This is a genomic window from Streptomyces sp. a15 (assembly GCF_059026085.1).
The window spans coordinates 78,329-91,463 of sequence record NZ_JBWLKM010000034.1 but is presented as its reverse complement, the minus strand read 5'-3'; the positions used below and the strand labels follow the sequence as shown (position 1 = coordinate 91,463).

The window sequence follows — 13,135 nt, the reverse complement described above, 5'->3', positions numbered from 1 at the left end:
CGGGGACCAGTGCGCCCAAGACCGTTCGGGGCGTGCGGCTGAGCGGACTCACTCCCGCTCAGTCCAGAGGAACGGTGTGCTCAGTGGTCGTCGGTGATGGTGGTCGCGATGCCATTGCTGATCTCGACCTCGGCGCTGAAGCCCTTCTTGGCGGCCGTCTCCAGTTCGGCCTCGGTGCACTCGATGCCGCCCTGGCCGCCCTCGCCCGTGTTCGTGTCGCCGCAGATGTCGCCGTAGCCCCAGATCTCGGTGTCCTCGGCGAGGAGGAACTGCTGCTCGGTGCCCTTCATGTCGGAGACCGTGTACTTGCCCGGCGCCAGGTAGGAGACGTTGCCGAACCAGGTTCCGTTGACACCTTTGCCCTCGTTGATGCCCTCGATGACGGTGTCGCGGGAGTCGGAGTCGGGGGCGGAGCCGGCGTCCTGCTGAGGGGCGCGGCGCTCGGTCACCAGGGTCGCCGCGCCGTTCTTCATCTCCACGTCAGCGTTCACGGCACCCTTCTTGAGGGCCGCCTCCAGCTGGTCGGGTGTGCAGGGCGCGTCCACCTTGGAGCCCGCCTCGCCGCATATCGTGCCGGCGCCGTAGACCTCGGTGTCCTCGGCGACCCAGAACTGCTGGTCCTCCTTGCCCGGTACGGACACGATGTACTTGCCCGGGGCGAGGTAGGTGACCTTGCCGTTCTTGAACGAGCCGCTGACGCCCTTGGAGTCCTTGGAGTCCTTGGAGTCCGAGGCCTTCTCCGCGGCCGCCACCGGGCTTGCCGTGTCCGCCGTGCTCGTGCCGGACGAGCTGTCGGCGGTGCCGTTCTGTCAGGCCGTCATCAGCAGTCCGGCGGTGATCGCGGCGGTGGCGACGACTGCCTTGCGCAGGTGGCGGTTCATCACGGGAGGTTCCTTCCGAAGTGGGGAGTAGCAGGGAGCCGGCGGCGTTCTCCACCGGGTTCCCGCTCTGCGCTGACTATGAGGGGTCCCAGAGCCCGCAGGTCACGCCCGTCTTCCCTTCAGGACACCGCCGTGGCACAGCCGTGACACAGCAACACATCGGCTGTGGACGGCGGTTCGTCGATGCGCCGTCTTGAACCGCGACCGTCCCGCCCGCTCTCAGCCGGTTCGCCAGGCCGACTCGAGGGCTGTGTGGTTGGTGCGCAGAAGATCGTCCAGGTCCGTCTCGTAGAGCGAGTCCGGCACGTTGTCGGAGAAGATCTCCAGGACGCAAGGGCCGCGGTAGCCGACGCTGTGGGCGGCGTGCAGCAGTCGGCCGACCGGGATGTCGCCGGTGCCGACGCCGCGCCGGTCCATCCGCGAGCGGGGCGTGCGCCAGTCGCTGACCTGGAGCAGGAACAGGCGGTCGGGGGCGTCGGTGAGGCGGGGGACGAGGTCCGGGTCCTGCCACAGGTTCCACAGGTCGAGGCAGACGCCCACGTTCTCCCGGTCGACCTCCTGCACGATGTCGAGCGCCTGCCGGTAGGTCCAGATGGCGGTCTCGGCGTTGAGCAGGACGGGGTTGAGGGGCTCCAGCGCGATCCGTACGCCGTGGTCGGCGGCGATGTCCGCCAGTTCGCGGTGATGGCTGACGACCTGGCGGATCGTCTCGTGCAGGTTCCCGTCGGGCGCCGGTCCCGTGTTGGTGACGAAGGCCGCGCCCGGCGCGAACGGTGCGATCAGCTCCACGCTGCGGCGGAAGCGGGCCGTCCGGTCGCGCCGGTCGGCCGGGTCCGGTTGGGTCTCGCTGGGGAACACGGTCCGTACGACGGGCTGGACGGAGCTGATCGGCAGTCCCGTCTCGGCGACCAAGGCGAGCTGCGCCTTGGCGCGGTCGGGGTCCTGGTCGAGCTTGGTCTCGCACAGCTCGATCGCTTCGACACCGAGGTCGGCGTAGTGCGCCAGGTCCTCCTCGAAGGACCAGGGCATGGTGGTGAACTGGTTGACGCCGTAGGGGAAGGGGAACGGCGGCGGTGCCGGGCTGTTCACACGTGTACCTCCGTGTCGTCCCTGCTGTCGTCCCTGCTGTCGGTCAGGAATCCCGTGACCGTGTCGTGGAACTTCTCCGGCTCGTCGAAGAACAGTGCGTGGCCGCTGTGTTCGAAGAAGACGGTCCGGGCGCCAGGGAGTGCCTCGCCGACCCAGGCGGGGCCCTGCCAGGGGAACACCTGGTCCTGACGGGCCACCAGGACCAGGCTGGGCAGCCGGATCACGGGCAGCAGGTCGCGCCAGTCGTGGCGGGTGTGGTCGGCCATCAGCGCGTTGCGTGCGTACGGGGGCGACTTGGCCATCTCGGCCAGGAGCAACTCCCGCTCCTGCGGGGTGGGTTCGGTGGCGAGGATGGTGCCGATCTGGTCCTCGTCGAAGGCGGGGGGATCGCAGATGAGCTGGGTCTGGAGGGCGGCCAGGGAGGGTTCGTCGTAGCAGGTGGCGTGTGCGTGCGGCCAGTCCGGCGCGTAGTACTGGCGGGGTGCCTGCTCGACGTACACCGCGCGGGCCAGGCGGTGGCTGCCGAACAGTTCCAGATAGCTCCAGATGACCGGGCAGCCCAGTGACCAGCCCAGGAGGGTGACCTCGCGCAGGTCGAGTTCTTCGAGGAGGTCGAACAGGTCCTTGGCCAGCCTCGACACGCGGTAGCCGTGGCGGGGCTTGGCGGAGTCGCCGTGTCCGCGCAGATCGACGGTGACGACGCGGGCGTGTTCGGCGAGGGCGTCCACGTTGCGGGTGAAGAAGCGGCCGCTGAAGCCCCAGCCGTGGAGCAGGACAAGGGGAGGGCCGGTGCCCTGTTCCTCGTAGTGGATCGTGACGCCGTCGCTGGTGGTGATGGTGCCCATCATGGATCTCCTGCTGCGTGCCTGCTACGTGCTGCTACGTGAGTGGGTCGGTGAGGCCCTCACCGAGCGCGGCCATGGCGGCGGCCCCGTGCCCGGCCGCGAGCAGCGGCGTGCGGATGTCCTGTTCCAGGTCGGGCAGGTAGCCGAGGAGGACATCGGCGGGCCCCTGGATCCGTACGCGGCCCAGCGCGGCCGGCAGCAGCAGGCTCCGGGCGCGCCCGAGCCGCTCGGACCGGCCACCGGATTCCACGGCGACCGGGGCACCGGCGTTGCTGACGACCAGCGCGGTGGAGAAGTCGTGCACCAGTGGGGCCGTGGTGCCCGCCCGCCACCGCTCCAGGGCGAAGTACGGGCCGGCGCACAGCACGGTGCGCTTCACCGCGTCGTCGACCTGGATGCTCAGGCCGGAGTGGAACTCGGGGCGTGGTCCGGGACGCCACTCGTCGAGGAGCCGCCCGAGGTTGGTGTGCCACTCCTCGTCGTCCAGTTCCGAACCGTCCTCCATGTGCCGGCGCATGGCGTGCTGCTGGATGTCGGAGGTCTGCTCGATCTCGTAGACGAGGGTGCCGGGGCCGAAACTGTGCAGGGTGCCGCCGGGTACGTAGACGGTCTGCCCGGTCCGTACCGGAAGCCGGCGCATGACCGCGTCGAAGTCCTGTGCGAGCAGGGCCCGGTGCAGCGTGTCCCGGTCCACACCGGCTTTCGTCCCGACCAGGGCGGTGGCTCCTGGGGCCGCGTCGAGGACGTGCCACGCCTCGGTCTTGCCGTGGGGCTCGCCCTCCAGCCGGCGCGCGGTGTCGTCGTCGGCGTGCAGATGGACCGGGAGGGCGCTGCTGCCGTCGATGAACTTGGTCAGCACCGGGAAGCGCGGGCCGCGCCACCCGCGTCCGACGAGTTCGTCGGGATGGTCCTCGACGAGCCGGCGCAGCGTGCGGCCGGCCAGCGAGCCGGCCGCGACCCGTGCTCCCTCGCCGTCCACATCGCTGACCTCCCAGGTCTCGGCGACCGGGCCGTCGGGCAGGCCGGTACGGCCCCGCCGTTCGGCGATGGCCCGGCCGCCGAAGACGTGTTGCTTGACGGGGGTGGTCAGCGGCAAGGGGTACGAGTCCACGGTCATTCCTGCTTCCTGACGAGGTGTCAGAGAATGGGCTGACCGCCGGTGACGGCGATGCGCGCACCCGAGACGTACGCGGCCTCGTCCGAGGCGAGCATGACGTACACGGGGGCGAGTTCGGCCGGCTGCCCGGCCCGTCCCAGCGGTGTCTGGCCGCCGAAGTCCTCGACCTGCTCGGGCGGCATCGTGGCGGGGATCAGCGGCGTCCAGATCGGCCCCGGGGCAACGCTGTTGACCCGGATGCCCCGCTCGGCGAGCGACTGGGACAGGGAGCCGACCATGTTGGCCAGGCCCGCCTTCGTCGCGTTGTACGCCAGCAGGCCCGGCGGCGGCGTGTCGGAGTTCACCGAGCTGGACGCGATGATCGACGCACCCGGCTTCATGTGCGGCACCGCCGCCTTGCAGAGGCGGAACATGGCGCTGAGGTTGGTCGCCAGCGTGTGGTCCCACTCCTGGTCCGGGATCTCCTCGATCGAGTCGCGGAACATCTGGAACGCCGCGTTGCTGACCAGGACGTCGATGCGGCCGAAGGCCTCGACGGCCCGCGCCACCACCTCCCGGCAGTGGGCGGGATCGCTCAGATCACCGGGCACCAGAACCGCCTCGCGGCCGGCCTCCTCCACCCAGCGCGCCGTGTCGCGGGCGTCCTCCTCCTCCTCGTTCAGGTGCGAGATGAGGACATCGGCGCCCTCGCGGGCGTAGGCGATCGCGACGGCCTTGCCGATGCCGCTGTCACCACCGGTGATCACGGCCGTCTTCCCGGCCAGCCGGCCCGATCCGCGGTAACTGCGCTCACCGTGGTCGGCCCGGGGCCGCAGGGCCGCTTCGGTACCCGGAGGCTGTTGCTGCTGGGCGGGCTTGGGCATGGGGAAATCCCCCTCTTTTCTTTCAGCTCTTTCATCGCGAAGGGCCGCGTCTCTTTCATCGCGAAGGGTCGCGTCAAAGTGCGGCAAAGGGATGAGCGCCGGTGCGCCTGTCGTGCCGACCGGGGTACCCGGGGCGCCTGGCAGGAAACGAGCCGGCCTGGCAGGAAACGAGCCGGCCCGACAGGAAACGAGCCCCGACGGCAGTCGTGCGACGCAAGGAGAGCCGATGGCCCCGCCCCGAAACCGTGCACAGGACGACCACCAGCAACCGGGCGGGCGCGCGTTGCTCGCCGACCCGCTGAGCAACAAGGGCGTCGCCTTCACCCAGGAGGAGCGGGAGCGGCACGGCCTGGTGGGGATGCTGCCGCCCGCGGTGCTGTCCCTTGAGCTGCAGGCCCGCCGCGCCTGGGAACAGCTGCGGGCGCAGCCGGACGACCTGGCGAAGAACGTCTACCTGGAACAGCTCCACGACCGCAACGAGGTCCTCTACTTCCGGCTGCTCACCGACCACCTCACCGAGCTGCTGCCGATCGTGTACGACCCGACCGTGGGCGAGGCGATCAAGCGCTACAGCCACGAATACCGCCGCCCGCGCGGGGTCTACCTGTCCATCGACCGCCCCCAGGACGTCCGCCCCGCCTTCCAGGCGCTCGGCCTCGGCCCCGACGACGTCGACCTGGTGGTGGCGACCGACGCGGAGCAGCTCCTCGGCATCGGCGACTGGGGCGTCGGCGGCATGCAGATCTCGGTCGGAAAGCTGGCGGTCTATACCGCCGCCGCGGGCATCCACCCGGGACGTGCGGTACCGGTGATGCTCGACGTCGGCACCGGGAACCAGGCACTGCTCAACGACCCGCTGTACATCGGCAACCGGCACAGCAGGGTGCGCGGCGAGGCGTACGACGCGTTCGTCGCCGCCTTCGTGGAGGCGGTGGGCGAGCTGTTCCCGCAGGCGCTGCTCCACTGGGAGGACTTCGGCCCCGGCAACGGCCGCCGCATCCTCCAGCAGTACGGCGAGAAGATCTGCACGTTCAACGACGACATGCAGGGCACCGGCGCGATCACGCTGGCCTGCGTCATGAACGCGGTGCGGGTCACCGGTACGCCCATGCGGGACCAGCGGATCGTGGTCTTCGGCGCCGGGACGGCGGGCGTGGGCATCGCCGACCAGCTGCGCGACGCGATGGTCCGCGACGGACTGGACCAGGAGGAGGCCACCCGCCGCATCTGGTGCGTGGACCGCCAGGGTCTGCTGCGGCGCTCCACCGAGGGACTGCGCGACTACCAGCAGCCGTACGCGCGCCCCGACGACGAGTGGCCCGACGACCGGCCGGCCGACCTGGCAGGCGTGGTGGACCATGTGCATCCGACCGTGCTGGTGGGGACCTCCACTCAGCACGGTGCCTTCACCGAGGACGTCGTGCGTTCCATGGCCCGCCACGTGGACCGGCCGGTGGTGCTGCCGCTGTCCAACCCCACGGAGAAGATCGAGGCCATGCCGGCGGACGTGCTGCGGTGGACCGGCGGCAAGGCCCTGGTCGCCGTCGGCATCCCGGTTCCTCCGGTGGAGCTGGACGGCACCACCTACGTCATCGGCCAGGCCAACAACGCCCTTCTCTACCCGGGGCTGGGGCTCGGCGCCGTGGTGGCCCGCGCCGAGCGGGTCACCGACGGCATGCTCCAGGCCGCGGCGGAAGCCGTCGCCGGCCTCGCCGACCTGTCAGGGCCCGGCGCCGCGCTGCTGCCGCACGTGGAGAACCTGCGCACCTCTTCGGCCGTGGTCGCCACGGCCGTCGCCCGCCGCGCCGACGCGGAGGGCGTCGCCCGGGCCGGCCTCGACGACGTGATCCAGCAGATCCAGGACGCCATGTGGCAGCCGGAGTACGACTGACAGGAGGAGGCGACACCTGCGACACGCGAACCGAACGCGCGCCCTCAGCTTGGGAAGCGACGACGTGCATGGCGGAAGCGACCGACTTTGACCTGGCGGTCCCGGTCCCGGCTCCGGCTCGGGTCCCGGCCCTGCCTCCGGCTCCGGTTCCGGCCCCCGCCTCCGGCCCCGGCCCCGCCTCCGGCCCCGGCCCCGGCTCCGCCTCCGGCTCCCCGGTCAGGTCGGCGGGCGCCTCGAAGCCGACGAGGGTCGGCGATGCTGTGGACTGTTGCCACCTGGGATGCAACCCCAGTCGCGGCCGACCGGGGCGCCCGGCCACGGAACTCCTCCAGACGATCCGGTGTGTCAAGGGTGGGTCGGGAGCCAGCCGTCTTGAGATACGGGCCGACGCCCTTGGCGGAGCGCAGCAGCGCGTGAGCGTCGGTGACCTCGTGCAGGGTCCAGTCCATCGCCTCGTCCCAGAACCGGGCCATGCGCATTCGATGAGAGAACGCCAGTTCACCGCGGAAACGGGCCCCACCGCCGAGGCACGCCACGACACAGACCACCCACACTCACTCCCGCTCACCAGAACGCTCTTGAACGCACTCCAACGGCAACAGCTCCAAACCCCCAACACGGTCGGGCGGTGGGCTGTCTCGGAGCCCGTCGGAGGTGCCGTCATGACCGGGAGCGTACTGGCACGATCTTCTTGGTGTGACCGGGTCAGTTACTACCCGCAGCCTCAGCGCCAGTCGGGTATGCCCGAGACGGGCGGCAGGTGGGCTTCGATCTTCGCTCGTACGTCCCGCATCACGGAGACGATGCGGGCCTCGTGTTCCCGGGTCAGCCGGGCCACCGGGACCGAGCAGCTGATGGCGTCGGTGGCCGGTGTGTCGTACCGCAGGGCGAAGCCGAAGCCGGCGATACCGGTCACCGTCTCCTCGCGGTCGATGGAGTAGCCGCGCTCGCGCACCTGGGCCAGGTCGGCGAGCAGTGCGGCACGGTCGGTGCGCGTGTTCTCCGTGAGGGCCGTCAACGGCCTGCCCGCGACCGGCAGTTCGTCGTCGGGGCGCTCGGCGAGCAGTGCCTTGCCGAGGGCGCCGGCATGGGCCGGGACGCGGCGGCCGACGCGGCTGATGGTGCGCAGGTACTCGTGGGACTCACGGGTGGCGAGGTAGACGACGTCCGGGCCGTCGAGCCGAGCCATGTGGATCGTCTCGCCGAGCGCGTCCGAGGCCTCGTCGAGGTACGGGCGGACCGTGCGGATGCGCCGGTCGCCGTCGAGATAGCTGGTGCCGGTGAGGAGGGCGCGGATGCCGATGCCGTAGAGGGAGCCGGTGGCGTCGGTGCGGACCCAACCGGAGTCGACGAGGGTCTGGAGCAGCTGGTACATGCTGCTGCGCGGCACGCCCAGTTCCTCCGCGAGCTGGTCCAGGCGCGAGGGCTGCTCGCCCCGCGCGGCGAGCAGTTCCAGCAGCGCGACGGTCCGGGCCGCCGACTTCACACCGCGGACACCTCTCCCCTCCGACATGGGCCCATCGTAAATCCGCGTCGATCCGAGTCTGCCCAACCCGTTGACCCACTCCGTTCACCCATCTAACCTCCATCTGCATACGTAGACGTCATCTGCATACAGGGATGAGCAGGACGGCTCACCCAACAGTTCAAAGGGGAACTGCCATGCCTCTCCTCGTAGTCGGGATCAGCGTTCTGATCCTGCTTCTCCTGATGACCAGGCTGAGGCTCAACGGCTTCGCGGCCCTCCTGCTCGTGGCGGTCGGCGTCGCACTGGTCCGGGGCATCCCGGTGGCCACCATCCCGGACGTCCTCTCCGAAGGCATCGGGGACCAGGTCGGTGACACCATGCTCACCATCGGACTCGGCGCCATGGTCGGCCGGGTCATGGGAGACTCCGGCGCCGCTCAGCGAATAGCCGGCAAGCTCCTCGACGCCTTCGGCCCGCGCTGGGTCCAGGTGGCCATGGTCGTCACGGCCATGCTGATCGGCGTGACCATGTTCTACGAGGTCGCTTTCATCATCATCGTGCCGATCGCGTTCACCCTGGTCAGGGTCACCGGAACGAAGCTGCTGTGGGTCGGCCTGCCGATGTCCATCGCCCTGTCCACCATGCACAGCTTCCTGCCGCCGCACCCCGGCCCCACCGCCGTCGCCGCGACCTTCCACGCCTCCGTCGGACTGACGCTCTTCTACGGTCTGTTCATCGCCGTTCCCGCCGGCGCGCTCATCGCCCTGACCTGGCCGCGCCTTCCGTTCATCAGGGCGATGAACCCCTCCATCCCCAAGGGCCTGGTCAGCGACCGCGAGTTCGCCGACGAGGAGATGCCCTCACTGGGCTGGTCGCTGTTCGTGGCGCTCTTCCCCGTGGCGCTGATCGTGGCCGCCGCCGTGACCGACATGGCCACCTCCACCGAGAGCCCGTTCCTGAACTTCGTCGCCTTCATCGGCTCGGCACCGATCGCGCTGCTGCTGACGCTGTGCCTGGCGGTCTGGGCGTTCGGGCCGCGGATCGGCCGGAGCCTGGAGGAGGTCGGCGCCTCCTGCACCTCGGCGGCCAAGGCGATGGCGATGATCCTGCTGGTGATCGGCGCCGGCGGGGCTTTCAAGAACGTCCTCGTCGAAGGCGGGATCTCCGACTACATCAAGGACGCCACGGACGGCTGGTCCATCTCGCCGATCGTCCTCGCCTGGCTCGTCGCCGTCATCCTCCGCATAGCGCTCGGCTCGGCGACGGTCGCCGTCGTCACGGCCTCCGGCGTGGTGCTGCCGCTCCTGGCGGGCAGCGGGGTCCACCCGGAGATGATGGTGCTCGCCGTCGCCTGCGGTTCCATCGCGTGCTCCCACGTCAACGACCCGGGATTCTGGCTGTTCAAGGAGTACTTCAACCTCTCCGTCATTGAAGCGATCAAGGTCCGTACCACCTATACGACGGTGCTGGCCGTCCTCGGCCTGGGGGGCGTCCTGGCGGCCGAGTGGGCCCTCGACGTCCTCAGCCTGTAACCCGACTCATCCATGACACAAGGGACTTGGACCATCATGAGCAGTCAGCCGACCGTCACCGAGTTCGCCGTCTACCCCGTCGCCGGCCGCGACTGCATGGAGCTCAACCTCTCCGGCGCCCACGGCCCGTACTTCACCCGCAACGTCGTCGTCCTCAAGGACTCAAAGGGCCGTACGGGACTGGGGGAGGTGCCCGGCGGCGAGAAGATCACCCAGACGCTCCGCGACGCCGAACCCCTCGTCCTCGGTGCGAAGGTGGGCGACTACAAGCGCGTCCTGCGCGAGATCGGCGACCGGTTCGCCGACCGCGACGCCGGCGGACGGGGCGCCCAGACCTTCGACCTGCGGACCACCGTCCACACGGTCACCGCCGTCGAGTCGTCGCTGCTCGACCTCCTCGGGCAGCACCTCGACGTGCCCGTCGCCGCGCTCCTGGGAGACGGCCAACAGCGGGACTCCGTACGGGTATTGGGCTATCTCTTCTACGTCGGCGACCCGGACCGGACCGACCTGGAGTACGTCCGCGAACCGGACTCGCCCGTGGAGTGGTACCGGCTCCGGCACGAGGAGGCCCTGTCGCCGGAGGCGATCGTCCGCCAGGCCGAGGCGGCCTACGACCTCTACGGGTTCCGGGACTTCAAGCTCAAGGGCGGCGTCCTGGAGGGTGCCGAGGAGGTGGCGGCCGTACGCGCCCTCAAGGACCGTTTCCCCGAGGCCCGGATCACCCTCGACCCGAACGGCGCGTGGTCACTGCGCGAGGCGATCGAGCTGTGCCGGCCCCTGGTCGGCACGCTCGCCTACGCCGAGGACCCCTGCGGAGCCGAAGGCGGCTACTCCGGACGGGAGATCCTCGCCGAGTTCCGCCGCGCCACCGGCCTTCCCACCGCGACCAACATGATCGCCACCGACTGGCGCCAGATGACCCACGCCCTGGCCCTCCAGTCGGTCTCCATCCCGCTGGCCGACCCCCACTTCTGGACCATGCAGGGCTCGGTGCGCGTGGCGCAGCTGTGCAACGCCATGGGCCTGACCTGGGGCTGCCACTCCAACAACCACTTCGACATCTCCCTGGCCATGGTGACCCACTGCGGCGCCGCGGCCCCGGGCGAGTACAACGCCCTGGACACCCACTGGATCTGGCAGGAAGGGCTGGAACGGCTCACCACCGCCCCACCGCGCATCGTCGGTGGTGAGATCGCCGTCCCGGACGGCCCGGGGCTGGGCGTCCACCTCGACATGGACCGGCTCCTCGCGGCCCACGACCTCTACCGGGAGAAGGCATTGGGGGCACGCGACGACGCCGTCACCATGCAACACCTCATCCCAGGCTGGGAGTTCGACAGCAAGCGCCCCTGCCTGGTGCGGTAGGCGACTGGGCTGGGGCACCTGCGATCAGCATGCCTTGACGATCCCGCCCGGACGGCAGGTCCCTCCCTCGGCCGGACAGCCGATTCGCCGCGGCGCACCTCGGCCATTCGGCCGACCCGCCGGTCGGCCGTTCTTCCTTAGCCTTCGACCGTGAACACGAAAACACCGTTCCCCGCAGGGCGTGGCCGGGCCCGGCGTCTCCAACTGAACCTGCCGGTCGTCTCGTTGGCGACCTACGCCGGTCTCGCCCTGCTGTGGCTGTTCGACGTGGCGGTCTGGTCGTCATGGGACGTCCCGGCCGGGGTCGCGGACTCCGAGTCGGACCGGCTCGGTGTCGTGCCCCTGTGCAGCGGGCTCGTGGCGGCCCTGATCCTGCTCCTGCCCGCCCGCTGGATACGTCTGGAGGCCCGGGCCTGGCTCACCGCCCTGCTCTCACTGGCGCTGACCGTCTTCGCTGTCACCACCCACCTGCTGCCGGAAGAGTGGAGCTTCCTGGAGCTCGCCTGCCTGCTGATCCTGCTGGTGCGCGTCTGCCGTACGACGTCGGCACCCGCCGTCGCGGTGGCGCTGGTCGTGACGCTCGGCGCCGCGGCGATCGTCCTTCCCTACCGGATGTGGGGCGATCCGCTCTGGCCGAGCAACTTCGCCACCTTCTTCACGGTGGCCGCCGGCGGGGCGATCGCCCTGGGCTGCTACCTGCGGTCGCTGGACGCCCGCCGGGCCCGTGCGGTCGTCGCCGTGCGCGAGGGCGAGCGGATGGAACTGGCCCGGGACCTGCACGACTTCATCGCCCACCATGTCACCGGGATCGTCGTCCAGGCGGACGCCGCCCGCGCCGTACTGCCGATCGCCCCCGACCAGATCGACCCGATCCTCGAGAACATCCGCAAGGCCGGGATGGAGACGCTGGACTCGATGCGCCGTCTGGTGCGCGTGCTGCGCGAGGAGGAGAACCGCACGCTGCGGCCCGGCGAACTCGTCCCCCAACTCGCCAAGACGGTCTCCGACTTCTCCTCGGGCGGCGAGCAGGACGCGAGCCTGCACCTCGGGACGGCGGCCCGCACGAAGAAACTCGCGCCCGAGGTGGAAACCTCCGTGCAGCGCGTCGTGCAGGAGGCGCTGACCAACGTGCGCCGGCACGCCCCCGGTGCCACGGTCGCGGTCCGCGTCGACGCCGAGGACGACCGGCTGCTGGTGGAGGTGCGCAACTCCGCCCCCCGCGAACGGTCCGCCGTCCCCGCCGGGGGACGAGGCGGCTTCGGCATCGTCGGCCTGCGCGAACGCGTCGAAGCCGTCGAGGGCACGCTGGAGACGGGGAGCACGGCGGACGGCGGCTGGCGCGTCACCGCCGTCTTCCCCGTACTGTCCACAGCTGTGGAAGGATCACCGGCGTGAGCACCTCCGCGACCAGGGTCCTGATAGCCGACGACCAGGAGATGGTGCGCACCGGATTCCGCCTCATCCTGAACACCCAGCCCGGCATCGAGGTCGTCGGCGAGGCGCAGGACGGCGCCGAGTGCGTGGAAATGGCCCGTCGGCTGCGCCCCGACGTCTGCCTGGTCGACATCCGGATGCCGAAGCTGGACGGCCTGGACGTCACCCGGGCGCTGGCCGGGCCCGGGGTGCTGGACCCGCTCCGGGTCGTGGTGGTGACCACGTTCGACCAGGACGACTACGTCCACACCGCACTGAGCAACGGCGCCTGCGGCTTCCTGCTCAAGGACGCCGGTTCCGCGCTGCTCATCGAAGCCGTACGGGCCGCGGCACGGGGCGACGCACTGGTCTCGCCCGCCGTGACCCTGCGCCTGCTGGAGCAACTGCAGGACCGGCAGCCGCCCTCGGCGCACCGCGGTGGCGCGGGGTCCCACCCGCTGACCGACCGTGAGCTGGATGTCGCGCGACTGGTGGCGGTCGGCCGGACCAACCAGGAGATCCGCGCGGAGCTGGTCCTGTCCCTGTCCACGGTGAAGACGCACCTCACGAACATCCAGGCCAAGCTGGGTGTGCGCAACCGCGTCGAGATCGCCGCCTGGGCCTGGGAGAACGGCGCGGTCCGACCACCGCGCTGACTGGGCGCGTTG

General features: G+C 70.4%; 11 protein-coding genes and 1 pseudogene. 5 read left to right on the top strand and 7 right to left on the bottom strand.

Annotated features, from left to right (window positions below; all coding sequences use genetic code 11):
- Window positions 1–80: 80 nt before the first annotated feature.
- The 5 genes from AC5P09_RS29515 to AC5P09_RS29495 form a co-directional block, all read right to left on the bottom strand.
- On the bottom strand, window positions 81–752 hold the full coding sequence (locus AC5P09_RS29515; RefSeq protein WP_493876791.1) for a hypothetical protein: 672 nt from the start codon (window positions 750–752) through the stop codon (window positions 81–83).
- Window positions 753–1,100: 348 nt separating this feature from the next.
- The gene (locus tag AC5P09_RS29510) at window positions 1,101–1,970 is read right to left on the bottom strand and encodes a sugar phosphate isomerase/epimerase family protein (protein ID WP_493876790.1); all 870 of its coding nucleotides are present in this window, start codon (window positions 1,968–1,970) and stop codon (window positions 1,101–1,103) included.
- Window positions 1,967–2,818, bottom strand: a complete 852-nt coding sequence (locus AC5P09_RS29505; protein WP_493876789.1) for an alpha/beta fold hydrolase — start codon at window positions 2,816–2,818, stop codon at window positions 1,967–1,969. The genes AC5P09_RS29510 and AC5P09_RS29505 overlap by 4 nt, the downstream gene beginning before the upstream one ends.
- A gap of 31 nt (window positions 2,819–2,849) precedes the next feature.
- Window positions 2,850–3,932, bottom strand: a complete 1,083-nt coding sequence (locus AC5P09_RS29500) for a class I mannose-6-phosphate isomerase (protein ID WP_493876788.1) — start codon at window positions 3,930–3,932, stop codon at window positions 2,850–2,852.
- A 20-nt stretch (window positions 3,933–3,952) separates the two neighbouring features.
- The gene (locus tag AC5P09_RS29495; protein WP_493876787.1) at window positions 3,953–4,795 is read right to left on the bottom strand and encodes an SDR family oxidoreductase; all 843 of its coding nucleotides are present in this window, start codon (window positions 4,793–4,795) and stop codon (window positions 3,953–3,955) included.
- A 226-nt stretch (window positions 4,796–5,021) separates the two neighbouring features.
- Here AC5P09_RS29495 and AC5P09_RS29490 point away from each other — a divergent pair, with 226 nt between their 5' ends.
- Entirely contained in the window at window positions 5,022–6,686 is a 1,665-nt protein-coding gene (locus AC5P09_RS29490) for an NAD-dependent malic enzyme (protein ID WP_493876786.1), read from the top strand.
- Window positions 6,687–7,015: 329 nt separating this feature from the next.
- On the opposite strand, the pseudogene AC5P09_RS29485 reads toward AC5P09_RS29490, so the two are convergent.
- A pseudogene (locus tag AC5P09_RS29485) lies at window positions 7,016–7,159 on the bottom strand (VOC family protein); the annotation flags it as partial.
- Window positions 7,160–7,410: 251 nt separating this feature from the next.
- On the bottom strand, window positions 7,411–8,199 hold the full coding sequence (locus AC5P09_RS29480; protein ID WP_493876785.1) for an IclR family transcriptional regulator: 789 nt from the start codon (window positions 8,197–8,199) through the stop codon (window positions 7,411–7,413).
- 149 nt (window positions 8,200–8,348) lie between these two features.
- Between AC5P09_RS29480 and AC5P09_RS29475 the strand changes: the two genes are divergently transcribed.
- The 4 genes from AC5P09_RS29475 to AC5P09_RS29460 all read left to right on the top strand — a co-directional run bounded on the left by AC5P09_RS29475 (window position 8,349) and on the right by AC5P09_RS29460 (window position 13,123).
- A complete protein-coding gene (locus AC5P09_RS29475) occupies window positions 8,349–9,686 on the top strand; it encodes a gluconate:H+ symporter (RefSeq protein ID WP_493876784.1) in 1,338 nt (445 codons plus the stop codon).
- A gap of 36 nt (window positions 9,687–9,722) precedes the next feature.
- Window positions 9,723–11,054, top strand: coding sequence for an enolase C-terminal domain-like protein (locus tag AC5P09_RS29470; RefSeq protein ID WP_493876783.1), 1,332 nt, complete (start codon window positions 9,723–9,725; stop codon window positions 11,052–11,054).
- A gap of 150 nt (window positions 11,055–11,204) precedes the next feature.
- Window positions 11,205–12,449: a sensor histidine kinase gene (locus AC5P09_RS29465; protein ID WP_493876782.1), complete on the top strand. Its 1,245-nt coding sequence runs from the start codon at window positions 11,205–11,207 to the stop codon at window positions 12,447–12,449.
- A complete protein-coding gene (locus AC5P09_RS29460) occupies window positions 12,446–13,123 on the top strand; it encodes a response regulator (RefSeq protein WP_493876781.1) in 678 nt (225 codons plus the stop codon). The genes AC5P09_RS29465 and AC5P09_RS29460 overlap by 4 nt, the downstream gene beginning before the upstream one ends.
- Window positions 13,124–13,135 lie beyond the last annotated feature (12 nt).